Origin of the sequence: Streptomyces sp. WAC 01529, assembly GCF_003945545.1 — a bacterium.
Lineage (GTDB): Bacteria > Actinomycetota > Actinomycetes > Streptomycetales > Streptomycetaceae > Streptomyces > Streptomyces anatolicus.
Genome location: NZ_CP029617.1, coordinates 7,355,013 through 7,378,409, shown reverse-complemented (window position 1 = coordinate 7,378,409; position 23,397 = coordinate 7,355,013). Strand labels below are relative to the sequence as shown.

Annotated in this window: 18 protein-coding genes; 11 read left to right on the top strand and 7 right to left on the bottom strand. The window is 71.8% G+C overall.

What is annotated here, in order from left to right:
• Positions 1-40: 40 nt before the first annotated feature.
• Positions 41-886, bottom strand: coding sequence for a TetR/AcrR family transcriptional regulator (locus DMA15_RS32735; protein WP_125516300.1), 846 nt, complete (start codon positions 884-886; stop codon positions 41-43).
• A gap of 216 nt (positions 887-1,102) precedes the next feature.
• Between DMA15_RS32735 and DMA15_RS32730 the strand changes: the two genes are divergently transcribed.
• Positions 1,103-1,855, top strand: a complete 753-nt coding sequence (locus DMA15_RS32730) for a restriction endonuclease (protein WP_125516299.1) — start codon at positions 1,103-1,105, stop codon at positions 1,853-1,855.
• Positions 1,856-1,865: 10 nt separating this feature from the next.
• Here DMA15_RS32730 and DMA15_RS32725 read toward each other — a convergent pair whose 3' ends face one another.
• The 4 genes from DMA15_RS32725 to DMA15_RS32710 form a co-directional block, all read right to left on the bottom strand.
• The gene (locus DMA15_RS32725; protein ID WP_125516298.1) at positions 1,866-2,924 is read right to left on the bottom strand and encodes a vWA domain-containing protein; all 1,059 of its coding nucleotides are present in this window, start codon (positions 2,922-2,924) and stop codon (positions 1,866-1,868) included.
• Between the two features lie 123 nt (positions 2,925-3,047).
• On the bottom strand, positions 3,048-3,917 hold the full coding sequence (locus tag DMA15_RS32720; protein ID WP_125518155.1) for a metallophosphoesterase: 870 nt from the start codon (positions 3,915-3,917) through the stop codon (positions 3,048-3,050).
• Positions 3,918-3,972: 55 nt separating this feature from the next.
• Positions 3,973-5,628, bottom strand: a complete 1,656-nt coding sequence (locus tag DMA15_RS32715) for a ubiquinol-cytochrome c reductase cytochrome b subunit (RefSeq protein ID WP_125516297.1) — start codon at positions 5,626-5,628, stop codon at positions 3,973-3,975.
• A 94-nt stretch (positions 5,629-5,722) separates the two neighbouring features.
• Positions 5,723-6,364 (bottom strand): maleylpyruvate isomerase family mycothiol-dependent enzyme, encoded by a 642-nt coding sequence (locus tag DMA15_RS32710; protein WP_125516296.1) that lies wholly within the window; start codon positions 6,362-6,364, stop codon positions 5,723-5,725.
• Positions 6,365-6,434: 70 nt separating this feature from the next.
• Between DMA15_RS32710 and DMA15_RS32705 the strand changes: the two genes are divergently transcribed.
• Together DMA15_RS32705 and DMA15_RS32700 are read left to right on the top strand one after the other, a co-directional pair.
• The gene (locus DMA15_RS32705; protein ID WP_125516295.1) at positions 6,435-7,343 is read left to right on the top strand and encodes a LysR substrate-binding domain-containing protein; all 909 of its coding nucleotides are present in this window, start codon (positions 6,435-6,437) and stop codon (positions 7,341-7,343) included.
• Positions 7,344-7,447: 104 nt separating this feature from the next.
• Complete coding sequence (locus DMA15_RS32700) at positions 7,448-9,085, top strand: GMC oxidoreductase (RefSeq protein WP_125516294.1); 1,638 nt, start codon at positions 7,448-7,450, stop codon at positions 9,083-9,085.
• 42 nt (positions 9,086-9,127) lie between these two features.
• Here DMA15_RS32700 and DMA15_RS32695 read toward each other — a convergent pair whose 3' ends face one another.
• Both DMA15_RS32695 and DMA15_RS32690 read right to left on the bottom strand, forming a co-directional pair.
• The gene (locus DMA15_RS32695) at positions 9,128-9,619 is read right to left on the bottom strand and encodes a carboxymuconolactone decarboxylase family protein (RefSeq protein WP_125516293.1); all 492 of its coding nucleotides are present in this window, start codon (positions 9,617-9,619) and stop codon (positions 9,128-9,130) included.
• Positions 9,612-10,709: a dihydrodipicolinate reductase gene (locus DMA15_RS32690; RefSeq protein WP_125516292.1), complete on the bottom strand. Its 1,098-nt coding sequence runs from the start codon at positions 10,707-10,709 to the stop codon at positions 9,612-9,614. Before DMA15_RS32690 ends, DMA15_RS32695 begins: the two co-directional genes overlap by 8 nt.
• A gap of 138 nt (positions 10,710-10,847) precedes the next feature.
• Here DMA15_RS32690 and DMA15_RS32685 point away from each other — a divergent pair, with 138 nt between their 5' ends.
• The 8 genes from DMA15_RS32685 to DMA15_RS32650 all read left to right on the top strand — a co-directional run bounded on the left by DMA15_RS32685 (position 10,848) and on the right by DMA15_RS32650 (position 23,397).
• Positions 10,848-13,619 (top strand): LuxR family transcriptional regulator, encoded by a 2,772-nt coding sequence (locus tag DMA15_RS32685; protein WP_164551873.1) that lies wholly within the window; start codon positions 10,848-10,850, stop codon positions 13,617-13,619.
• A 578-nt stretch (positions 13,620-14,197) separates the two neighbouring features.
• Positions 14,198-14,944, top strand: a complete 747-nt coding sequence (locus DMA15_RS32680; protein ID WP_125516290.1) for a Clp protease N-terminal domain-containing protein — start codon at positions 14,198-14,200, stop codon at positions 14,942-14,944.
• 138 nt (positions 14,945-15,082) lie between these two features.
• The gene (locus DMA15_RS32675) at positions 15,083-16,288 is read left to right on the top strand and encodes a radical SAM protein (protein ID WP_240660068.1); all 1,206 of its coding nucleotides are present in this window, start codon (positions 15,083-15,085) and stop codon (positions 16,286-16,288) included.
• A 7-nt stretch (positions 16,289-16,295) separates the two neighbouring features.
• On the top strand, positions 16,296-18,482 hold the full coding sequence (locus tag DMA15_RS32670) for a DegT/DnrJ/EryC1/StrS family aminotransferase (protein ID WP_125516289.1): 2,187 nt from the start codon (positions 16,296-16,298) through the stop codon (positions 18,480-18,482).
• Positions 18,483-18,487: 5 nt separating this feature from the next.
• Positions 18,488-19,654: a hypothetical protein gene (locus tag DMA15_RS32665; protein ID WP_125516288.1), complete on the top strand. Its 1,167-nt coding sequence runs from the start codon at positions 18,488-18,490 to the stop codon at positions 19,652-19,654.
• 9 nt (positions 19,655-19,663) lie between these two features.
• Complete coding sequence (locus DMA15_RS32660; protein ID WP_125516287.1) at positions 19,664-20,785, top strand: hypothetical protein; 1,122 nt, start codon at positions 19,664-19,666, stop codon at positions 20,783-20,785.
• A 16-nt stretch (positions 20,786-20,801) separates the two neighbouring features.
• Positions 20,802-21,662, top strand: a complete 861-nt coding sequence (locus tag DMA15_RS32655; RefSeq protein ID WP_125516286.1) for a phytanoyl-CoA dioxygenase family protein — start codon at positions 20,802-20,804, stop codon at positions 21,660-21,662.
• Between the two features lie 223 nt (positions 21,663-21,885).
• Complete coding sequence (locus DMA15_RS32650; RefSeq protein ID WP_125516285.1) at positions 21,886-23,397, top strand: glycoside hydrolase family 3 N-terminal domain-containing protein; 1,512 nt, start codon at positions 21,886-21,888, stop codon at positions 23,395-23,397.

Sequence of the window (23,397 nt, the reverse complement as noted above, 5' to 3'; positions counted from 1 at the left end):
CGGCCAGTGCGGGAACGGCCGCTACCCGCTACAAGGACGGTCACAGGACAAGCGTCGCGTCGACATACGCGACAAGCGCCCCGTGCATGTCATCGGGGCTCGTACCGCCCCCGCCGGACGCCGAGGCGAGGACCTGCGCGGCGAGGCCGTCGATCAGCGCGGTCAGCCGAAGCGCCGCCGCCTCCGGGTCGGCGGGGCGGAAGACGCCCTCGGCGATGCCGCGCCGGATGACGTCGGCGACGGTGGCGCGCCACTGCCGGTAGTAGTCGGTGTGCAGCCGCCCCACGGCGGTGGAGCGCGCGGCCTCCGCCCACAGGTCGAGCCAGACGCTCCACTGCCACCGCTGCCGCGCGGTCCGCGGGATCTGCAGCTCGATGAGCCGGCGCAGCTCGTCGGCGGTGTCGGCGGCGTCCGCGATCCGGGCGGCGCGGCGCGCGGTGTCCTCGTCGATGCACCAGCGCACGGCGGCTTCGAGGAGGTCGTCACGGCCCGGGAAGTGGTAGTGGATGGTGGCGCTGCTGGTGTCGCAGGCCGCGGCGATGTCCTGGACGCGGACGGCGTGGAAGCCGTGCTCCGCGATGAGGCGCACGGTCTCGCGCACGATCTGGAGGGGCCTGCCACCCTCCGGCAGCGGCCCACCGGCGCGCCGGGGCCGTGCCGGGGGCGCCGCCTCCGGGGTGCCGAGGAGCCAGCCCGCGTCGACGCCGCCGGTCGCCGCGACACGGGCCAGCTCGGCGGCGGTGAACCTGCGTGTGCCGCCGAGGGAGCGGGAGAGTTTGGAGGGGTCCATGACGATCCGGCGCGCGAACTCCCGCTGGGTCACGCCCGCGTCGGCGATGACCTTGCGCACGCGCTCGGCCACGCCGTCCCCCTGCTCTGGCTGCATGGTGGGCCACGGTACATATGCGTTGCGATAATCACAACACAAGCACGCCCAAAAACGGCTCACCCCACGCCCACCTGGCACGATTGCCAAACTGACTGACGCATCAGTCACTCCCCACACCTCACCGAACGCCCTTTTAGCCGTGTCGATCTTGGGCATCCGGAAACGAGTGATCTTCGCCGGCGTCCGCCGAGGCGTCCACCGTGAGGGAGTGCAATGACCGTACCCACGCGCCCCGTTCGACGCAGAGACCGTCGGCGGCGCTTCGATCTGCGCGCGACCGCCCTGTTCTTCGTCCTCCTGGCCGTCATCCTGTGCGGCGCGGTGTTCCTGGTCCGCGCCGCGGCGCACATGGCCGAGAGCAGGCCGCTGTGGATCGGCTCACTCATCACCGTGGGCCTCGCCGCCGCCTTCCTGGGCCGGTCCAGGTGGCGCCGCTTCTCCGCGGCGCGGTACGCGCGCCGCGCCGCCGAGGTCCTGGACGAGGCGGCCGAGCAGGCCTCCGAGATCCTCGAACCGCCGCGGGGCGCGCCCGCCGCCCTCGTCGTCGAGGACGAGGAGAGGACACGGGTCGACTACACCGCACTCGACGCCGACGGCTTCGAGCAGGCCATAGCCGACCTGTGCGTCCGTGACGCGTGCCACGAGGTGGCTGTGGTGGGCGGCGCCTGCGACTTGGGCGCGGATGTCCTGGCGGTGTCCCCCGACGGGCGCCGGATCGTCATCCAGTGCAAGCGCTACGGCGAGGAGAACAAGGTCGGCTCCCAGGACCTCCAGCGCTTCGGCGGCACCTGCTTCACCGTCCACGAGGCCGACGTCGCGGCGCTCGTGACGACGAGCGACTTCACCGCCCCCGCCCTGGAATACGCGCAGCAGTGCGGAATAGTCTGCGTGAACGGCGCGGAGCTTGAGGCCTGGTGCGAAGGCACCGGGCCGAGCCCCTGGGAGCTGGTGGCCGTCGACGCCTGAGGGGTATTGCTCAGAGCATGATGAGCAGGCGCGTATTCGGCTTCAGTTTCCTGTTCACCGAACGGCTCTGCACATAGACCTCCAGCTTGGGATTGTTGCCCGCCTTTACCGAGACGGTTCCCTGAATTCCCGTACCGAACAGAAGGCTGCGTGCCGCGTCGCCCGTGTAGGCGCGATCGGTGTCCTTCTCCACCACGATGACTTCCTTGTTCGGCTGGACCTGGGCGCGGGCGCCCAATTGGTAATAGCACGCACCGCGTTCGTACGTCACACCCGGATGTGAGTCGACGAAGGGACGGATCTCGACCTCCTTGTCGACCTTCAAGAGCCGGTACTTGTTCGCCGGAATCGGTTCGAGGTTCGCCCGGACCTCGTCGATCGATATGTCCTGGCCGACGGCGAACAGGTTCTTCGTGCCGCGCACGCCCTGCTCGCGGGCCCGCAGGAAGCTGGTGGCGGCGGCGCGCACGGTGCCTATCGCCTCCTCGACGCCCTCCTTCGAGTCCGCGTCCCAGATGGCGATGTTCCCGGCCGGGAAGCCGTAGTTCTGGGCGGTGCGCTTGGCCAGGGAGTTCGGGACGAGGATCGCGGAGGTCCAGTGGCCGGGCAGTCCGCCCATCTTCGCCGTGATCCTGTCGAGCCAGGGGCCGAGGATGGTCATGTCGCCGTCGTGGCGCCGGTCGCCGCCGGAGGCGTTCTCCTCGCCGTCCGTCACCACGATCTGCAGGAAGCTGTGCTCGCCGTACTCCTCCCATATGTGCCCCAGGTCGTCCAGGGACTTCAGGGAAGCCTCGATGAGTGCCGTCGCCCCGTTGTTCACCCGGTAAAGGCCCCGCATCGACGGCAGGTGCTTCACGTCCATGTCCCAGACCAGATTCTCCACCCTGTGGTCGAAGGAGTAGAGGCTGATACGGGTTTCGTGGCCGAGGCTGTCCGATTCGGCTTTCAGCCCCGCCACGAACTCGTCCACGACGCGCACGAGTTGATTCTCGTGCGGACGCATGGAACCGGAAGCGTCCACTACCAGCGCGACGTGATTCACCTTGTGCTGAATCCTGTTTGCGGACATGCTGCTGCTCCTTCTCCCCAGGCTTACCGAGTGATTTCACTCTATGGGGAGGCACTGACAACGGCCCTCGCCTCCGCCCAGGGGCAGCCGCCCGCGCGCCCGGCCTCCGCTCAGCCCTTCGGCTCAGCCCTTCGACTCGCCCTTCGGCGGCGTCGGCGCCGGCAGGATCTGCCGCAGGTGCGGGTCGGGGTGGAAGTCCCGGCGCCACTCGCGCGGGTAGCCGACGGAGGCCTCCACGTGCGGCACGCCGTCGTGCCAGGTGGTGCGCGGGATGTGCAGATGGCCGTAGACGACGGCCGCCGCGTCGTACTTCACGTGCCAGTCCGCGGTCAGCTCGGTGCCGCACCACAGGGCGAACTCGGGGTAGCGCAGGATCCGGGTGGGCTCGCGCAGCAGGGGCCAGTGGTTGATGAGGACGGTGGGCATGCCTGCGGGCCGCTCCGCGAGGCGCTCCTCGGTGAGCTTGACCCGGGCCCGGGACCAGTCGTCGCGGGTCGCGTAGGGGTCGGGGTGCAGGAAGTACTCGTCGGTGCAGACGACGCCCGACTCGTGCGCGACCGCGAGGGCCTCCTCCTTGGTGTGCGTCCCCTCGGGGCGGAAGCTGTAGTCGTAGAGGAGGAACAGAGGGGCGACGGCGACGGGCCCACCGGCGCCGCGCCACACCGGATAGGGGTCCTCGGGGGTGGCGACGCCCAGCTCGCGGCAGAGCGCGACGAGGTGCTGGTAGCGCTCCTCGCCGCGCAGCTGGACCGGGTCCTCCTTGGGGGTCCACAGCTCGTGGTTGCCGGGCGACCACACCACCTTGGCGAACCGCGCGGCGAGCGTGCGCAGCGTCCATTCGATGTCGGCCATGCGTTCGGCCACGTCACCGGCGACGATCAGCCAGTCCCCGTCCGTCTCCGGCCGGATGGACTCGACGTACTTCCTGTTCTCCGCGTACGCGACGTGCAGGTCGCTGATCGCCAGTAGCTTCGGAGTGCTCTCGGATGCCATCACCGTGCGAGGCTAACCGAGTTGCCCCGCCAGTGGTGATCTTCGGTACCGATCGTCAGTGGTGATCTCCCTCGCCCCGCTGGATCGCCAGGTACTCCTCCGCCGTCGCCTTGGGCACCTGCGCCTTGGGGCCGTACATGGCGCGGGAGAGGCGCGAGCGCACGCGTGCGGAGCGGGGGACCTTGCGGACCACGCCGTTGGCGTCGACCAGGGGGCCTATCTCGTAGGGCTGGGGCTGTTCGTGGGCGGTCAGGCGGTACAACTCCGCCTGCGGCAGGGGCTCGTGGATCTCGACGTACTCGCCGTGCGGGAGGCGTTTGATGGTGCCGCTCTCCCTGCCGTGCAGGACCTTCTCGCGGTCCCTGTGCTGGAGGCCGAGGCAGATCCGGTGGGTGATGACGAAGGCGAGGACGGGCGCCACGAAGAAGGCGATCCGCACGAACCACGTGATGACGTTGATCGACAGGTGGAAGTGCGTGGCGACGATGTCGTTGCCGCCGCCGATCAGCAGTACGAAGTACAGCGTCAGCCAGGCGACGCCGAACCCGGTGCGCACGGGTGTGTTGCGGGGCCGGTCCGCGATGTGGTGCTCCCGCTTGTCGCCCGTGACCCAGGCCTCGACGAACGGATAGACCGCGATCGCCATCATGATCAGCGGGAAGAGCGCGAACGGGATGAAGACGCCCAGGGCGAGCGTGTGCCCCCAGATGTTGATCTCCCAGGCGGGCATCACCCGGATCAGCCCCTCGGAGAAGCCGAGGTACCAGTCGGGCTGGGCGCCGGTGGAGACCGTGTCGGGGCGGTAGGGGCCGATCGCCCAGACGGGGTTGATGGAGGCGACCGCGCCCATGATCGCGAGCACGCCGAAGACGAGGAAGAAGAAGCCGCCCGCCTTGGCGATGTAGACGGGCAGGAACGGGGCGCCGACCACGTTCTTCTCGGTCTTTCCCGGCCCGCCGAACTGGGTGTGCTTGTGGTAGAAGACCAGGATCAGGTGGGCCACGACCAGCCCGAGCATGATGCCCGGCAGCAGCAGGATGTGGATCGGGTAGAACCGCGCCACGATGTCCTCGCCCGGGAACTCCCCGCCGAACAGGAAGAAGGCGAGATACGTCCCCACCACGGGGATCGAGAGGATCGCGCCGTGCGCGAAGCGGACGCCTGTGCCGGAGAGCAGGTCGTCCGGGAGCGAGTATCCGGTGAGCCCGGTGATGATGGCGAGCATCAGCAGAGTCCAGCCGAAGAGCCAGTTGATCTCGCGCGGCTTGCGGAAGGCGCCGGTGAAGAACACCCGCATCATGTGGACCATCATGCCCGCGACGAAGACGATCGCCGCCCAGTGGTGGATCTGCCGGATCAGCAGACCGCCGCGCACCTCCAGGCTGATCTCCAGCGTCGACTCGAAGGCCCGGGACACCTGGAGACCCTTGAGCGGCACATACGGCCCGTCGTAGGTGACCTCGGCCATGCTCGGTTCGAAGAAGAGGGTCAGATAGGTGCCGGTGAGGATCAGGATCAGGAAGCTGTAGAGGCAGATCTCGCCGAACATGAACGACCAGTGGTCCGGGAAGACCTTGCGCATATTGCTCTTGGCCAGGGTGTGGAGGCCGAGGCGGCCATCCGCCCAGTCCGCGACCCGCTCGCCCCTGCCGGGCCGCCCCGGTCGCCCTGGTCGTCCGCTCGGCCCGGTGCGCTCGATGCTTCCGCTCATGCGACTCCCTTTCAGGCGGCTATCCAGAGTAGGTCGCATCTGCGACGTATCCAACAGGCCCTTTTGTGACAACTGGCCCCCTCGTACTGCTCGTTCACCTCAGGACGTACCGCTCGCACCCCTCACCGCGGAGCCTGCCCGGAGGCACCTTGCGGCCGAACGCGACGAGCAGCAGGTCCTGCGCCTCGCCCCGCACGGGGGCGCCGCTGCCGTACGACCAGTCGAGGTCGTCGGCGTGCAGCGCGACACCGGTGAGATCGGCCCCGAAGAATGTGAGGCTCTTCCTGTCGACGGCCCCCAGGGGGATGCGTACGCGCTCGACCGGCACCGCGCGCTCCAGGCCGAGGGCGACCGTGACGTCGAGGCCGTGGACCACGTCGTGGCCCAACGCCGACGTGTAGCCGCCGACCGGAGGCGTCCACGGGTGGTGCGCGTTATCCCTTATCGATGCGGCGAGTTGGGCGGTCGTGAAGGCGGCGGCGTCCGCGCGGGCGCAGCGGTCCGTCATGCGGTGCAGGCTGCCGCGGGCCTTGACGATCTCAAGGAGGGTCCTGGGCAGCGAATGGCGGAAACCGAGGGACATGTGCGCGACGACTTCGCGTACGCGCCAGCCCGCGCAGAGCGAGGGTGCGTCCCACTGGGCGGGGCTCAACCCGTCGAAGCAGTCGGCGAGTTCCCGGCGTTCGGCGGCGATCTCGGCGCGTATGCGGGTCTCGTCCTCTGTCGTCTTCCCCATGGCTCCAGGGTGATCAAGGTCCGGCCATAAGTCCAAGAGCTTTCTGTTCTCGCCACTAGCATCGTCAGTTATGGAACTCCGGCAACTCCAGTACTTCGTGGCCGTGGTCGAGGAGGCCAACTTCACCCGTGCCGCCGCCCGGCTGCATCTGGCGCAGCCCGGTGTGAGCGCGCAAATCCGCGGCCTCGAAAGGGAGTTGGGCCACCGCCTTCTCGACCGCGGTGGTCGTACGGTGACACCGACGGAGGTGGGCCGGGCCGTGCTGCCGTTCGCGCGGGCCGCGCTCGCCGCCGCCGAGGGGGTGCGCGGCACGGCGGACGAGTTCACGGGGTTGCTGCGGGGCCAGGTCACGCTCGGTCTGGTGTCGGGCGCCGCCCTGCACGAGTTCGACGTGGTGTCCGTGATCGCCGACTTCCATGACGCGTATCCGAAGGTCGAGATCTCGCTCACCGAGGACACCTCCGACCGGATGCTGGCCGCGCTGCGGCGGGGCGAGCTGGACATCGCGCTGCTGGGCCTCACGGCGGAGGAGCCGCCGCCGGATGTGGCCCTCGACGTCGTGGTCGACGAGCCGCTGGTCGCCGTGGTGGCTTCCGGCGACCCGCTCCTGCGCCCCGGGGGCCGCGCCGAGGTGCCGCTGGCCGAGCTGTCGGACAGGCCGCTGATCAGCCTGCCGCGCGGCACCGGCCTGCGCGGAGTGCTCGAAGGGGCGTGCGCCGAGGCGGGGTTCAGCCCGCGCATCGCCTTCGAGGCGGCCTCCCCCGACGTCCTGATCCGGCTGGCCGCGCGGGGCCTGGGTGTGGCGGTACTGCCCGCCCTGCCCGAGGAGATGGTGGCCGCCCTGGGCCTGCGCACCGTCGCGCTCACCGCCCCGCGTCCACGCGGGCGGATGGCCCTGACGTGGCGGAAGGACGGCCCTCCCACGCCTGCGGCCAGAGCACTTCTCACCCGCCTGCGGACGGCGCTGGGCGCCCTCTGAGCGGCAGACGAGATCGGACAGAAGTTACTTTTAGGTATGTCGTGACTTCCCATGCGGGCAGCAGTAGAACTCGTTTCGATTCCGCCAAACGTGAGGAAGATCACATGAACCAAGAACCCAAGGCACACAAGGCTTCTGATGGGCTGTCACGTCGAAGATTCATCACAGGAACGAGTTCCATTCTCGGGGCCGTCACGCTCGCGGGCCACACCACCGCACCGGCCCACGCCGCCACCCCGGCCCGCGCCCTCGACGGCGCCCGCGTCCCCGCCCTGGTGATCGGCACCGGCTACGGCGGCGCCGTCGCCGCCCTGCGCCTCGCCGAGGCGGGCGTCGACGTGCACATGGCCGAGATGGGCATGGCCTGGGACACCCCTGGCTCCGACGGCAAGATCTTCGCCAACACCACACGCCCGGACGTCCGCTCCTTCTGGCTGCGCACCCGGACCAAACAGCCCCTGAGCAACTTCCTCGGCTTCCCGCTCGACAAGGACGTGCCGCGCCACACGGGGATCCTGGACGCCGAGGAGTTCGGCGGCATCACCGTCTACCAGGGCCGGGGCGTCGGCGGCGGCTCACTGGTCAACGGCGGCATGGCGGTCACGCCCCGCCGGGAGAACTTCGCCGCTGTACTTCCCATGGTCAACGCCGCGGAGATGTACGGGACTTACTACCCGCGCGCCAACGCGGGGCTCGGGGTGAGCACCATCGACCCGGACTGGTTCGAGACGGCCGAGTGCTATCAGTACGCCCGGGTCGGCCGCAAGCACGCACAGCGCTCCGGCTTCCCCTTCGTCTTCGTGCCCGACGTGTACGACTGGGACTACATGGAGCGGGAACAGGCGGGCACCGCCACCAGGTCGGCACTTGCCGGGGAGATCCTCTACGGCAACAACCACGGCAAGAAGTCGTTGCAGCACACCTATCTCGCCCGCGCGAAGGCGACCGGCCGGGTCACCGTCTCACCGCTGCACAAGGTCACCTCGGTCGCCCCGGCGCCCGGCGGCGGCTACACGGTCACCATCGACCAGATCAGCACGAGCGGCGAGACCGTCGCCACCAAGGAGATGACGGCCGACAAGGTGTTCTTCGCCGCGGGCAGCGTCGGCACCAGCAAGCTCCTGGTCAAGCTGCGGGCGACGGGCGCGCTGCCCCGCCTCAACGGCGAGATCGGCAGGGGCTGGGGCGACAACGGCAACGTCATGTGCGGGCGCGCCAACCACATGTGGGACGCCACCGGCGCGCTCCAGTCGTCCATCCCCACGGCCGGCATCGACAACTGGGCCGCGGGCGGCGCGTTCGCCGAGGTGGCGCCGCTGCCGACGGGCATCGAGACGTACGCGTCGTTCTATCTGTCGATCACCAAGAACCCGCACCGCGCCGAGTTCTCCTGGAACGCGGCGGCCGGGCGGGCCGAGCTGAACTGGCAGACCGCCTGGAAGCAGCCCTCCATCGACGCCGCCAGGACGATCTTCGACAAGATCAACGCCAAAGAGGGCACGATCTACCGCACCGACCTCTTCGGCACGTACAAGATCTGGGGCGACCACCTCACCTACCACCCGCTCGGCGGCGCGGTCCTCGGTAAGGCGACCGACGGCTACGGGCGCCTGCACGGCCATCCGGGCCTCTACGTCATCGACGGCGCGCTGATCCCCGGCAACACCAGCGTCAATCCGTTCGTGACCATCACGGCGCTCGCCGAGCGGAACATCGAGAAGATCATCGCCACCGATCTCTGAGCGCCCGCCCCTGACCGTCAGGGCTCGGGCAGTATGTGGCCGTCAGGGCTTGGGCAGTACGCAGACCGTGTCGAGGCCGAGCACATGGTTGAGCCGGCCGAACGCCAGCCACGAGCCGATGCTCATGCTCAGCTCCACGATCTCGGCCTGGCTGTAGTGCGCGGTCATCCGCGTCCAGAACTCCGCGTCGAGGTGGTGGTGGTCCAGGGCGTACCGCTCGGCGTACTCCGCGGCCAGCCTCGTGCGGTCGTCGAAGGCGTCGGTGGTGCGCCATTGGCTGACGACGTCGGCGAACTCCTCCTCGACCTTCTGCCCGTCGCGCTCGGTGCGCCAGTCCAGACAGAACGCGCAGCCGTTGATCTGCGCGATGCGCAGCCGCGCCGCCTCGAACTCCCGCAGCCCGAGGGTCGTATGGGCGTAGACCGCGAGGGAGAAGGCCGACGCGGCCGCGCCGATCTCGGGGACCATCTCGCCCCACACGTACGGGATGGCGTCCCGCCCCTCGGGGATGTCGATGCGCGGGGGTTCACCCATGGGTCACTTCCTTCCGAGTCCTTCCGAGCCGGCCCGCCGCCGGGCGCAGCGGAACGTCGAGCGCGTCGTAGAGGCCGGGTCCGGCGTCCACGAGCCAGTCGATGGCGTTGACCAGGCGGCCGACGGCGGTGGCGTTGCCGCCCGCCGAGCGGTTCTCGTCCTCGTCGGTGGCCTCGACCGTGACCTCGATGCGGGGGCGGCCCTCGACGATCACCCGGTGGGCGCCGTCGCCGCCACCGGGCGGGGAGGGCCAGTCCGGCGCGCAGGACGGGTGGATGCGGGTGATGTGCTCGACGACGATGCGGGGTTCGCCCCCGACGATGCCCTGGACCTCGAAGCGGACGGCACCCTGGGTGCCCGCGGCGAACTCCCCCATCGTCCGCGTGCGTACCGTCGCGTCGAGCGGGCGGCGGTCCAATGTCTCCCGTATGCCGTCGAGTTCGACGCCGAGCGCTCTCGCCATCAGGCGGAGCTGGCCGCCCCACACCATCGTCGGGACGGAGGGCGCGAGCATCAGCGGCTCGTACTCCATCGGGTGGCCCATACCGATCAGGTCGCGGACCGAGCTCTCCTGATCGTACGTGGTGTAGTCGAAGATCTCCTGGCAGCGGATCGCGTCGATGGTGGTGCCGAGGCCGCTGATGAGCAGGGGAAGCACGTCGTTGCCCCAGCCCGGATCCACCCCGGAGACGAAGAGCGAGCCGCCGCCCTCCGCGACGGCCGCGAGGACGGGGTCCCGGAACTCGGGGGGCGCGCCGCGCCGGTCGTAGAGGGGGTACAGGGCGGGCGTGACGACCGCGGCCCCTGCCCTGACCGCCTTGACGACATCGTCGAGCGCCTCGTCGGGGCGCAGGTCGCCGGAGGCCGCGTAGACCAGGGCCCGAGGCCCGGCGGCGAGCACCGCCTCGACATCGTCAGTCGCCAGGACGCCCAACGCGCTTTCCATGCCCGCGAGTTCGCCCGCGTCACGGCCCACCTTGGCCGGGCTGTGCACGAGGACGGCGGCGAGCGTGAGCGCCGGATGGGCCTCGACGGCACGCACGGCCGCGCGGCCGACATTGCCGGTGCCCCAGACCACCGTGGGAATCATGCGCGGAGGGTAGCGGCAGGAATCGGCGGATGACAGAGCCAAGTCCGCTCGGTCTCAGGGGAGTTGTGCACGGTCTCGGTCGGGATACGACCCGTTCGGCGCCTCCGCGAAGACATGTGCCGCCGGTACGCTGAACACATGCTCCTGGGGCGATCCGTGGAATGCGCACGTCTTCTCGCTCTCATCGACAAGGCACGCGGGGGCGAGAGCGGCGCCCTGCTCATCCGCGGGGAGGCCGGGATCGGCAAGACCAGCCTCGTCTCGTACGTGGCCGGGCAGGCCGACGACCTGCTGCGGCTCGGCACGCGGGGCGTCGAGGTCGAGTCGGACCTGCCCTATGTGGGGCTCGCCGATCTGCTGCGGCCCGTGCTGCACTTCCTCGACCGCATCCCGGAGCGCCAGGCCGCCGCGCTCACCGGCGCGCTGGCGCTCGGCCCCGCCGTCGCCCAGGACCGCTTCGCGGTGGCCGCGGGGACGCTCAGCCTGCTCGGCGCGCTCGCCGAGGAGGGCCCGGTCCTGCTCACCGTCGACGACGCGCAGTGGCTCGACCCGTACTCCCTGGACGCCCTCGCCTTCGCCACCCGCAGGCTGGGCCGCGAGGGCGTCGTCGTGCTCTTCATCGCGCGCGACGAACTGGCGGGAACGGCGTCGCGGCTCGCCTCCGTGGAGACCATGACCCTCGGCGGTCTCGACGCCGAGTCCGCGCACCGCCTGATCGCCGAGGAGGGCACCGCCCACCTGACCGAGCGGGAGGCGGCCCGGCTGCTCGCGGAGGCGCGCGGCAACCCCCTGGCGCTGATCGAACTGCCCGCCCTGCTCGCCGCGAGCGGCGCGGGCGACGACGGCGACTCCCAGGCGCCCCTGCCGATCGGCGAACTCCTCGCGCACACCTTCGGCAGCGCGGTGGCCCGGCTGCCGCAGGAGGCGCAGGACGCGATGCTGCTCCTCGCCGTCCTCGGCACCCGGCCGCTGGCGGGCACCGAGGCAGCGCTGCGGGCGCACGGGCTCAGCTACGAGTCGCTGGAGGCGGCCGAGGCGGCGGGCCTGGTCGTCGAGGAGCAGGACGGTTACGCCTTCCGGCACCCCCTGGTCCGCTCGGCGGTCTACCACGGCGCGACCCCCGTACGCAGACGCCGGGCGCACCACGCCATCGCCCGCTCCCTGCAAGGCGCCACCGCACCCGCCCTGGAGCAGTACGCCTGGCACCTGGCCGCCTCCGGCGCGGAGCCCGACGAGCATGTGGCCTCGCTCCTGGAGAACGCGGCGTCCGGGGCGCCCGACACCCTGGCCTATCCGCTGGCCTCCCGGCTGTACGAGCGGGCCGCGCGGTTCACCCCGGCCGGGCAGCGCAAGGCGGAGCGGCTGCTGTGCGCCGCCCGCGCCTCGCAGGCCGCCGGGTCCCTTGACGAGGCCGCGGCGATCCTGGACCGCGCCCTGGAGCACGCCGAACAGCTCGGCACGCGGCTCGACATCCGCCAGCTGCGCTGCTACCTCGACGTGCAGCGCGGACAGCCGACCCGCTCGCGTGAGCTGCTGCGGGCCGCCGTCGACGAGGCGGAGAAGGTCGACCCGGCGCTCGCCGCGGTCATGCTCGGCGGCATCGCGCTCACCGAACTCGCGGTCGGCGACCTCACCGCGGCCCGCGGCACCACCGCGGCGGCGATGGAACTGGCCGACTCCGCCCGTCAGACGCTGCTGCCGGTGCGGCTCCTGCGCACGCTGGTGCTGCTGCTCGGCGGTGACGCGGACGCGGGCCGCTCGCTGCTGCGCGAGCTGGCAGGCCCCCTCGCCTCGCCCGACCCGGCCTTCCCCTACCCGCTCTCCGGTGTGGGCGGCCTCTGCCACCTCGCGGCGGAGGAACTCGACGAGGCGCACGCCCTGCTGGACCGCGCCGCGTACACCGCGCGCGCCTCCAGCGCGGTGGGGCTCCTCTCGCACCTGCTGTGCACGCTGTCCGTGGTGGAGTTCTGGCGGGGCCGCTGGAGTCCCTCGCTCGCGCAGGCCGACGAGGCGGTGCGGCTCGCCGAGGCCACCGGGCGCCTCATCGAGGTGCCGCGCGGCCTCGCCGCCCTCGCCAGGACCGAGGCCGCGCTCCACCGCGAGGCGGACTGCCGGCGGCACGCGGCGCAGGCCATGGAGTGGGCGGCCGCCACCGAGCTGCCGATGGACGCGGCGCGGGCGCGCGGCGCGCTCGGCCTGCTCGAACTGGGCCTCGGCCGCTTCGAGGAGGCGGTGCACCGCCTGGAGGAGGTGCGGGCCTTCTCCCGCACGCACGGCCGGGGCGACGGCCTGTATCTGACGTGGGCCGCGGATCTGGCGGACGCCTACGTCCATCTGCACATGACCGCCGAGGCGCGCGAGGTGCTCGACGTCCTGGAGTACGAGGCGGGGCGCGGCCACCGCCCGGTCACCGCGGGAGCGGCGGCGCGCTGCCGCGGTCTGCTCGAACCGGACGCCGCCGAGCAGCACATGCGGCGCTCCCTCGCGCTGCTCTCCGAGCGCCCCGTGCCCTTCGAGCGGGGGCGCACCGAGTTCGCGTGGGGTGAGCAGCTGCGCAGGCAGGGCAGGCGCAGTGAGGCCCGGCGCCTGCTGGAGCGGGCCCTGGCCACGTTCGAGCGGCTCGGGGCGGCGGGGTGGGCGGCGCGGGTGGCCGCCGAGCTGCATGCGGCGGGGGGCACCGAAGTGCGCCCGGAGCGAGCGCCGTTGGAGCGGCTGACCCCGCAGGAGATGCAGGTCGCCCTGGTGGTCGGGCAGGGCCTGACCAACCATCAGGTGGCGGAGCGGCTCTTCCTCAGCGTCAAGACGGTGGAGTTCCACCTGAGCAACATCTACCGCAAGCTCGACGGGGTGCATCGCAGGGCGCAGCTCGTGCGGTTGCTGGCGCGGGCGACGGAGGCCTCGCCGGTCTGAACCCCGGCCCCGGCACGTCATGTGCCGCGAGCGGGGGGGCAGCACCGGCACGTCACGTGCCCCGAGCGGGAGGGCCGCGCCGGCAGCCCCGACCGGGGGCCTCAGATCGGCAGCCCCGACCGGGGGTCTCGCACCGGCGGCCCGAGCGGGGGTGCCTCTCATCGGCACCCCCTCCCCCGCTCTCGCGGCGGCCGCCCCCCGTCGCCGGGCGGCCCGTCCAGACGTACACCCCCGTAGTACGTCCGGCCACCGGCTTCCTTTTCCCCCGTGCCGGTGTTCCGGGCCCGCCGCGGCTTCGCGACCGTGGTTCCACCATGGACCCCGGCGGGCCTGGGGGCGACCGTGAAAACCCTGGGGTCCGGGGGCGGGCGGTGTGGCGGGTGCCGGGGGCCGGCGGGTCGGGCGGTGATGAGGGGGCGCGACTCGACGAACAGGGGTGCGGTGAGCCGGTCGTTCCGCGGTTCAACCACCGCGGGCGGGGACCCGACCCAGGGTTTTCCTCGGGCGGCCCGAGTCACCGGGAAACTCGTGTCAACCTTGGGTTGACAGTCACCCAACTGTCAACCCATGGTTGTCACATGACGCACTCAGACGCAGCCGCGGACCGCACCACGCTCGCGCCGACCGTCCGCCTCGACGACCTCATCGACGCCATCAAGAAGGTCCACACGGACGCCCTCGACCAGCTCTCCGACGCGGTCATCGCCGCCGACCACCTCGGCGACGTCGCCGACCACCTCATCGGCCACTTCGTGGACCAGGCCCGCCGCTCGGGCGCTTCCTGGACCGACATCGGCAAGAGCATGGGCGTCACCCGGCAGGCCGCCCAGAAGCGGTTCGTGCCGAAGAAGCCGGACGAGCCCGACGACCTCGACCCCAGCCAGGGCTTCTCCCGCTTCACGCCGCGCGCCAGGAACGTCGTGATGGCCGCGCACAACGAGGCCAAGGGCGCCCACCACGACGAGGTCCGCACCGAGCACCTGCTCCTGGGCCTGCTGAGCGAGCCGGAAGCCGTCGCCGCCAAGGCGATCACCGCGCAGGGCGTCGCCCTGGAGGACGTCCGCCGGGCGGCCCTGGAGGCGCTGCCCGCGACCGCCGCCGAGGTGCCCGAGCTGGTGCCGTACGACGCGGGGGCCCGCAAGGTGCTCGAACTGACCTTCCGCGAGGCGCTGCGCCTCGGCCACCACCACGTCGGGACCGAGCACATCCTGCTGGCCCTGATCGAGGCCGAGGACGGCCGGGGCCCGCTCACCGGCCTCGGCCTCGGCAGGGAGGACCTCTCGGCCTCGATCACCGAGCTCCTGGCGGCCGCGACCTCCGCCTAGCCGGAGCGTCCACACCGCCAACTGACGGGTTGTCCAGACCAGTTGACAGCCCACGGTGGGGCTCCCTAATGTCGCAGGCACCGTCTCGAACAGCATGCTCGAACAGCGTGAACGCACATCGACCTGCGTGGGGGGTTCGTGAACAGCACATCCGGTTCCGGCGACATCAATGTGGCAGCCCCCCAGAACCGCGAAGGACTGCCGATCGTCAGTCTCGATCAGGCGCACTCGCCCCAGAAGGTCCTCGCCCACGGCGAGCTGCTGCGGCGGTTCGTCGCGGGCCAGGAGATCAAACCGGTCCACATGCGGATCGGCATCATGGGTGCCTGCAACATGCGGTGCAACTTCTGCAACTTCCACTCCCCCAACGAAGAGCAGTTCTACGACCTGTTCTCGTTCAAGGACTCGATCGCCACCGACAAGGCGGTCACCCTGCTGCGCGAGTTCGCCGAGAACGACGGCCGGGCCGTGACGTTCTGCGGCAGCGGCGAGTGCACCATCCACCCGGGGTACACCGAGATCTGCCGGGCCGGGCACGCGGCTGGGCTGCGGATCGGGCTGATCACCAACGGCTCACGGCTCGGCCGCCCGAAGGTGGCCTCCTGTGTCGCCGAGACCCACACCTGGGTCCGCATCGGCCTGAACGCGGGCACGGAGGCGACGTTCAACGACATCACCCGGGACCGCGAGCAGACGTTCTCGCAGTTCATCGGCTCGGTCGGCCGGCTCAGGGAGAGCGCGGCCGACCCCGACTTCCGCATCGGCTTCAACTACGTGATCACCCTGCAGAACTACCGGGAGATCCTGGAGGCGGCCCACATCGCCCTGGAGTCCGGTGCGCATTACGTGCGCTTCGAGCCGGAGTTCTACAGCGCGCTCGGCCACGAGACCATCGAATCCGTGATGCCGGAGATCTCCGAGTCGCTCACCAGGGCGGCCGCACTCTCCACCGACGCCTTCGAGGTATCGGTGCCCAAGCTGGACCGCGGCCCGATGGACCAGGTCGAGGAGGTGGAGGGCGACTTCGAGCACTGCCACTACAGCCGTTTCGTCACGGCGGTCGGCGCCGACGGAAACCTCTACCCGTGCCCTCAGGTGCACCTCAACAGCCGCTACCTCATCGGCAATGTCATCGAACAGGGTTACGCGGAAGTGCTCGAAGGCGGCCCCCGCGCCGAATGGGAGGCCTCCAACCCGCGCAGGACCGACCTGTGCAAATCGTGTTTCTACCGCCCCCAGAACGAACTCCTCGAACTCCTCAAACGCGGCCAGATCAAACTGGACGAGGCGCTGGACGCGTACGCGCTGGAAGTGCCCAGCACCCTGCACGGCGATTTCGTCTGACGCGCCCATGCAGATCCGTCACCTCCACCGGCTCCTCGCCGCAGAGCCGGCCCTGCGGCACACCGCCTTCGACGGCACAGGAGACCGCTTCGCCCGCGCCCGCCACCTGCGCGCCGCGGTCGAGCGTCTCGCCCGTGTCGAGCGAGCGCCCCTGGCCGTCACGGATGCCCGCACCTCCGTGCGGGACGGCCTGCACCGCGAGCACATGACGCTCGACTCGCCCGTACGCGGCTCCTTCCACGGCACTCTCCTCGCCCCGCCCGCCGCCGCCCCCGCCCCGGCCGTCCTGGTGCTCGGCGGCAGAAACGCGCGCCTGGACCAGCTCACCGGCGATGTGCCGCCTGACCACCCCGACCGCAATGTCGCCGAGCAACTGGCGCGCGCGGGCTTCGTCACGCTCTCCTTCGACCACGGCATCGGCGGCGGCCTCGACGCCACCCGCAGGGCCGGCCGGGACGAAGGCACGCTGCTGGCCCACGCGTTCGCGCTGACCGGCCGCTCCCTGCTCGGCGCGCTCGTCGGGGACGCCCTGGGCGCGCTCGACGTCCTCGCGGCGCATCCGCTCGTCGACCCCGGCCGCGTAGGCCTCTTCGGCCACAGCCTCGGCGCGGCGGTCGCCCTGCACACCGCGCTCCTCGCTCCCCGCCGAGGCCTCCCGCTCTGCGCGGCGAGCCATCTCGCCAGCTACCAGGCCCTGTACGAACGGCTGTTGACCGGACACGAGGGTGCGGCGCTGCCCGGCATCCTGGACTACGCCGACCTGCCCGACCTGTACGGGGCGCTCGCCCCGGCGCCCCTCCAGCTCCAGTACGGCACGGCCGACTCCTACCTGGAACCGGCCGACGCGCGCGGGGCGGCGGACATGGTCCGGGCGGCGTACGGGGCGGCTGAGGCCTCCGCGTCCGTGGAGGTCCACGAACTCCTCATGGGGCACGGCACGCACGTGGGTCACGCGGCGGACTTCTTCGCTCGCGCCCTGTCGAGCCCCCGTTCCTCGCCTCCCTCCCCTGCCTCCCCTGCCTCTTCTTCCTCCCCTGCCGAAGTCCCGGCCCAGCGCATTCACTTCGAGGTGACCGACCGGCGCGCCGTGCTCGACCGCGTCGACGCCGCGCTCGCCTCGGGCATCCTCACCCAGGGCCCGCAGGTGGCCCGCTTCGAGGAGCTTTCCCGCGTCTGGACCGGGACGGAGACGGCCGCTGTCGCGTCCGGCTCGGCGGCGCTGGAGATCGCGCTGCGCGTCATCGGCGTGGCGGGCAGGACCGTGCTCGTGCCGGTCAACACGTTCTTCGCCACGGCCGCGGCGGCGGTGCGCGCGCAGGCGACCGTGCGCTTCGTCGACATCGAGCTCGACGGTCTCGGCATGGATCCGGACGCCCTGCGCGATGCCCTGGACCGGTGCCCCGACACGGCCGCTGTGCTGCCGGTGCACATCGGCGGCATCGTGTCGCCCGCGCTCGACGGGGCCCTCGCGCACTGCCGGGAGCGCGGCATCCCCGTGGTGGAGGACGCCGCGCACGCCTTCGGCGCCACGCTCGACGGGCGTCCGGCGGGCAGCTTCGGGCGGTTCGGCGCCTTCTCGTTCTTCCCCACGAAGGTCGCGGTCAGCGGTGAGGGCGGGCTGCTGTCCGCCGGGCTCGCGGACGACCTGGAGCAAGTGCGGCGCTGGCGCGACCACGGCAAGAGCGCCCAGGGCTCCACACTGCACGACCGCCCCGGCGGCAACTGGCGGCTGAGCGAACTCCACGCCGCCGTCGGCACAGTGGACCTGGAGCGCTTCGCGCACACGCTGGCGGCACGCCGTGAACTCGCCGCCCGCTACGACGCGTTGCTCGCCGACGTCCCGGGAATCCGGCCGCACGCCGTGCCCACCGGATCGGGCAGCAACTTCTACAAGTACCTCGCCTACCCCGACCCCGAAGGCCCGTGCGACCGCGCGCTCCTGAAGAAGCGGCTGCGGGAGCGGCACGGGGTCTCCCTCGCCGGTGAGGTCTACGACCACCTGCTGTGCGACCACCCCTACTTCACGGGCGACGCGCAACGGTCCGGCGGGAACGGGCAACCCAGCGGCGAGGACGGGCCGTTCGAACGGGCCCGCTGGTTCGCCCGCCACCACATCGCCCTGCCGCTGTACCCCTCCCTCACGGAGGCCGAGCAGATACGGGTGGTCACCGCCCTGCGCGGCGAGCTGTCGTGAGGGCGGTGCACTCCGCGTTCCGCAGGGGTGAGTGGCGGACGTCGCTGGACACCGCCGCGCTGCCCGGCACCGGGGCCGCGGAGGCCGCGTACGGTCTCGCACTCGTCCCGGAGATCGTGGCCGACGCCGACCACAAGTGGTGGCGGACCGTGCGCGCCGACCTGCCGCCGCTCACCGGGCGCCGTGAACTGCTGCTCGCGGCAGTGGAGCTGTTCGATCGCGGCAGCGTCCCCGTGGGCGGCGTCGGCGAGCAGGACGCCGAGGGCTTCCGCGCGGCACTGTGGGAGAGCGCCGGACTGCCCGGCCCGCTCGTGGACCGCTGGTGCGCGCTGCTCCGCGACGGCCTCCTGAAGCGCGGCGAGCCACCGGCCGCCGATGACCAGCTGTCCCTCGTCGCGCTGCCCGGCAACACGTTCACCTGCCTGGACTCCGTACTCGACCAGGCCGAGCGCACGGGCGCCGTCTGGGTGCGCCCGAGCCGGCGCGAGCCGTTCTCCGCGGCCCGGCTCGTAGCCGCCCTGCTCGCCGTCGGCTGGCCTCCCGCCCGCGTCGGCCTCTACCCGACCGACCAGCGCGGGCTGCACGCCCTGGTGAGGCGCGCCGACCGGCAGATCGTCTACGGCGGCGCCGGTCTCGCCGCGTCGGTCCGCGACTCCCCGACGCTCACCCTGCACGGCCCGGGCCGCGGCTGCGCCCTGGTGCCCGCGGGCATGCCGGTCGAGGAGGCGGTGGCCTGGCTGCTGCCCCTCGTCGCGGGCGACTCCGGGCGCTTCTGCAGCAACGTACGTACGGTCATCTGCACGGAGAGCGCGCAGGGTTCGGCCCTCGCGGCCTCGCTCGCCGCCGCGCTCGACGCCCTTCCCCCGGGGCCGGGCGGCACCGACTGGCCGCTCACCGTCTTCCGCGAACCGGACACGGCACACCGCGCGCTGCGCTCCGTCCACGACCGCATGCGCCCCGGCGACCGCATGCTCACCCGCAGGGACCCGATCGCCCTCGTCGACGGATCCCCCTGCCCGCTGCCCCGGCTCGTCCTGCTCCAGGAGTACGAGGGTCACCCCCTGGTCGGCCACGAGGTCCCCTTCCCCTTCGCCACCGTTCTCCACGCGGCCCCCGACGCCGTACGGGCCCTCACCGCCGAGTCCCTGTTCGTCCACCGCCCAGCGAAGTGAGCTCCCCGTATGACGACCGCCTTCGGCACGCTGACCGACACGCTGCACGCGCGCGTCCCGGAGCTGGCGGTCGACCTCGACACCTGGACGCGCAGGATGATGCGCTGGCACTTCGGGCCACAGACCGCCAGCCCCTTCTGGGCCGCCCGGCGCGAAAGCCTCGGCTTCGACCCGCTCAAGGACGTCGACGGCTTCGCCGCGCTGGAGCTGTTCGGCCTCTTCGACAAGGCCGAACTCCGTGCCGCGCACGCCCGTGACCTGCTCCCCCGCGGCTACCGCGACCGGCCCTTCCGGGTCTTCGAGACGGGCGGCACCACCGGCGCGCCCTGCCGGATCGTCAACGTCACGCGCCTCGCGTACGACGTGGAGGTCTACCGCACGGTGCTTGAGGCGCGCGGCGTGGCGGGCGGTGACGTGCTCGCCATGACGCCGAGCGGCCCGCACGCGTACGGGCACTTCGTGGAGGGGCTCGCGGACAGCTGGCGGGGCGCCGTGCACTCCATCGACTTCGATCCGCGCTGGGTGAAGGCCGCGCTGCGCTCGGGCGGTGAGGCGGACGCGTACACCGCGCACCTGATCGACCAGACCCTGACCCTGCTCGCCGCCGAGCGCTGCTCTCTGCTCTTCACCACCTCGCGGCTGCTCATGGAGCTCGCGATGCGGCTGCCGCGCCCCCTGCACACGTACGGCATCCGGGCGGTGTGCACGGGCGGGACCTCGTGTACCGCGGCCGAGGCGCAGTTCCTGCGCGAGGAGCATCTGCCGGGCGTGCAGTGGATCGACACCTACGGCAACACGCTGGTCGGGCACGCCCTCCAGGCCGACGCGGCGGCGGGTACGGCGCCCGGACTGCCGGCCGGCGTCGGCCACTCCTACCATCTGCCGCCGCCCTTCGCGGTGTTGACCGTCGTCGATCCGGCCGACCCGTGGCGCGAGGCCGCCGTCGGTGAGCGCGGGCGCGTACGGGCCACCACCCTCCTCGAAGACCTCTTCCTGCCCAACCTCCTGGAGCGCGACAGCGCGGTCAGGACCGGGCCGCACCCGTGGTTCCCCTGGGACGGGGTGGCCGCCGTGCGGCCCTTCCGGGAGGACGGCGGGGGCGCCGCCGACGCGGTGGAAGGCGTCTACTGACCGAAGGACACGCACCGTGAAGTTGTCGTCGAACGGCCTGCCCGTCCCTTTCACACCGGACCTCTTCGGCCCGCTGCGCCCCAGCGCGGACCTCCTGTCGCCGCGGGACCCGGCGGCACTCCGCGCCCGGCTGCGCGCCGACGGCTATCTGTATCTGCCGGGGCTGCTCGACCGGGCGGAGGTGCTGCGGCTGCGCGGGCGGTACTTCGCGCTGTTTCCGCCGGGCCTGCTCGCGGACGGCAGTGACCCCGAGGAGGGGGTGTTCTCCGGACAGGTGCCCGCGGGCGTTCCGGAGTACGGGGTCGCGGGGCATCCCGCGTACGGGTTCGTGCGCTCCGCGCCCTTCGACCGGTTCGTGAGCGACCCGGTGCTCGCCACGCTCGCCTCCCAACTCCTCGACTCCGAGGTGCGGATGCTCCCGCGCCGCATACTGCGCCACTTCCATCGGGGCGCGCGCCTGGCCTCCCGCGCCCATGTCGACTTCGACTACATGGACCAGGGTTCGCCGAGCCTCGTCACCTTCTGGATCCCCGTGGGCGACTGCCCGCCGCGGACGGGGGCGCTGGTGTATCTGGAGGGCTCCCACCGGCTGCCGCCCGAGGAGTACGCCCCGCTGCGCGACGTCACCGACCGGCCGGGCGACCGCCGCCAGATCTGCCACGACCTGGAGCTGACCGCCCGCACGCTCGGCCGCCGCTGGCTGTGGGCGGACTTCGCGGCGGGCGATGTGATGGTGCACGTGCCGCACATCATCCACGCGTCCCTGGACACGACGACGGACGCGATGCGGCTCTCCGTCGACGCCCGTTTCGTACGTTCCGGTGACACGCCCGACCCTCGCTGGCTGCGGCCCTGGTCGGCGGATGACGGGGCGTGACGGCAGGAATCCACAACTCCGCCGCCAGGTTGTCCAATTCACCCGTCCCGGCCCGTGCGGACTCCTTGACAGCCCCGATCGTTACGAGCCAATATCCACTATCCGATTGGCCTGGACCAATGCGCAGAAGTCCCGCTCGCCGCACCACGCCCCAAGAGCCTCATCCCACGAGCCCCGCCCCCGGGGACTCGGCCCACGTACCCGCAACTTCGGAGGTCGCGCCATGGCATCGAGCAGTGACCCGACTCTGGAGCACCTGGCCAACTCCGTGCTGCAGCCCGGCTTCGAGGGCACCACGGCCCCCGACTGGGTGCGCCGAAGGATCGCCGAGGGCCTGGGTTCCGTCGTGCTGTTCGCGCGCAACATCGAGACCCCCGAGCAGGTCGCGCGGCTCACGGAGAGCCTGCGCGCGGAGAACCCCGATCTGATCGTCGCCATCGACGAGGAGGCGGGCGACGTGACCCGTCTGGAGGCGTGGACCGGCTCGTCGCGGCCCGGCAATCTCGCCCTCGGCGCGGTCGACGACATCGACCTGACCGAGCGCGTCGCCCACGACATCGGCCGCGATCTGCACGCGGCGGGCGTCTCCCTCAACTTCGCGCCCAGCGCCGACGTCAACTCCAACCCCCTCAACCCGGTGATCGGCGTACGCTCCTTCGGCGCCCGCACCGACCTCGTCTCCCGGCACACGGCCGCCTGGATCCGCGGTCTGCAGGGCGCGGGCGTCGCGGCCTGCGCCAAGCACTTCCCCGGCCACGGCGACACGGTCGTCGACTCGCACTACGGCCTGCCGCAGGTGCGGGGCTCCGCCGAGGAGATCGCGATGACGGCGCTGCCGCCGTTCATCGCGGCGATGGAGGCGGGCGTCCGCGCGGTGATGACCGCGCATCTGCTGGCCCCGGCGTACGACCCCGACCTGCCCGCGACCCTCAGCCGCCTCATCCTGGTGGACCTGCTCCGCGGGGAGCTGGGCTTCGAGGGGCTCCTGGTCACCGACGGCATCGAGATGGGCGCCGTCACCGACCGGTACGGCATCGACGGGGCCACGGTCCGCGCGGTCGCGGGCGGCGTGGACGCGGTCTGCGTGGGCGGCGAGAGCGCCGGTGAGGGTACGGCCGAGCTGCTCTCCACGGCGCTGGTGAAGGCGGTGCTCGACGGCACGCTCCCCGAGGAGCGCCTCGCCGAGGCGAGCGGCCGCGTACGTGACTTCGCCGCCTGGTCCGGGGAACGGTCGCGGGCCGTGGCGCGCGCCGCGCGGGACGGTGACATCGGGCTTGTCGCGGCGCGCCGCGCGGTCCGCGTCCGGCACCGCTCCGTGGCGGCGCTGCCCCTGGCCGGGGCGCCGCATGTCGTGGAGCTGTCCCCGACGATGAACCTCGCCATCGACGGCCACACCCCCTGGGGCATCGCCGGACCCCTGCGCGACCTGCGCCCCGACACGACGTCCGTACGCCTGACGGAACCGGAACTCTCCCACCCCGGCGACCTCCTGGACCGCGAGGCCCTGGCTCCCGCGGTGGGCCGCGCCCTGGTGGTCGTGGTCCGCGACGCGGCCCGGCACCGCTGGATGACCGACACGCTGACCCGCCTCCTGCGCAGCCGGCCCGACGCGCTTGTCGTGGAGATGGGTGTCCCTTCGGGCGACACGTTCGGCGCCGCCCATCTGATCACGCACGGGGCGACGCGCGTGTCGGGGATCGCGGCGGCGGAGCTGCTGGTGGGGGCCTGCGCCTGA

What these genes read in the sequence shown, in the direction of transcription:
- DMA15_RS32735 (WP_125516300.1), bottom strand. Translation starts at nt 886, where the DNA reads ATGCAGCCAGAGCAGGGGGACGGCGTGGCCGAGCGCGTGCGCAAGGTC.
- DMA15_RS32730 (WP_125516299.1), top strand. Translation starts at nt 1,103, where the DNA reads ATGACCGTACCCACGCGCCCCGTTCGACGCAGAGACCGTCGGCGGCGC.
- DMA15_RS32725 (WP_125516298.1), bottom strand. Translation starts at nt 2,924, where the DNA reads ATGTCCGCAAACAGGATTCAGCACAAGGTGAATCACGTCGCGCTGGTA.
- DMA15_RS32720 (WP_125518155.1), bottom strand. Translation starts at nt 3,917, where the DNA reads ATGGCATCCGAGAGCACTCCGAAGCTACTGGCGATCAGCGACCTGCAC.
- DMA15_RS32715 (WP_125516297.1), bottom strand. Translation starts at nt 5,628, where the DNA reads ATGAGCGGAAGCATCGAGCGCACCGGGCCGAGCGGACGACCAGGGCGA.
- DMA15_RS32710 (WP_125516296.1), bottom strand. Translation starts at nt 6,364, where the DNA reads ATGGGGAAGACGACAGAGGACGAGACCCGCATACGCGCCGAGATCGCC.
- DMA15_RS32705 (WP_125516295.1), top strand. Translation starts at nt 6,435, where the DNA reads ATGGAACTCCGGCAACTCCAGTACTTCGTGGCCGTGGTCGAGGAGGCC.
- DMA15_RS32700 (WP_125516294.1), top strand. Translation starts at nt 7,448, where the DNA reads ATGAACCAAGAACCCAAGGCACACAAGGCTTCTGATGGGCTGTCACGT.
- DMA15_RS32695 (WP_125516293.1), bottom strand. Translation starts at nt 9,619, where the DNA reads ATGGGTGAACCCCCGCGCATCGACATCCCCGAGGGGCGGGACGCCATC.
- DMA15_RS32690 (WP_125516292.1), bottom strand. Translation starts at nt 10,709, where the DNA reads ATGATTCCCACGGTGGTCTGGGGCACCGGCAATGTCGGCCGCGCGGCC.
- DMA15_RS32685 (WP_164551873.1), top strand. Translation starts at nt 10,848, where the DNA reads ATGCTCCTGGGGCGATCCGTGGAATGCGCACGTCTTCTCGCTCTCATC.
- DMA15_RS32680 (WP_125516290.1), top strand. Translation starts at nt 14,198, where the DNA reads ATGACGCACTCAGACGCAGCCGCGGACCGCACCACGCTCGCGCCGACC.
- DMA15_RS32670 (WP_125516289.1), top strand. Translation starts at nt 16,296, where the DNA reads ATGCAGATCCGTCACCTCCACCGGCTCCTCGCCGCAGAGCCGGCCCTG.
- DMA15_RS32660 (WP_125516287.1), top strand. Translation starts at nt 19,664, where the DNA reads ATGACGACCGCCTTCGGCACGCTGACCGACACGCTGCACGCGCGCGTC.
- DMA15_RS32650 (WP_125516285.1), top strand. Translation starts at nt 21,886, where the DNA reads ATGGCATCGAGCAGTGACCCGACTCTGGAGCACCTGGCCAACTCCGTG.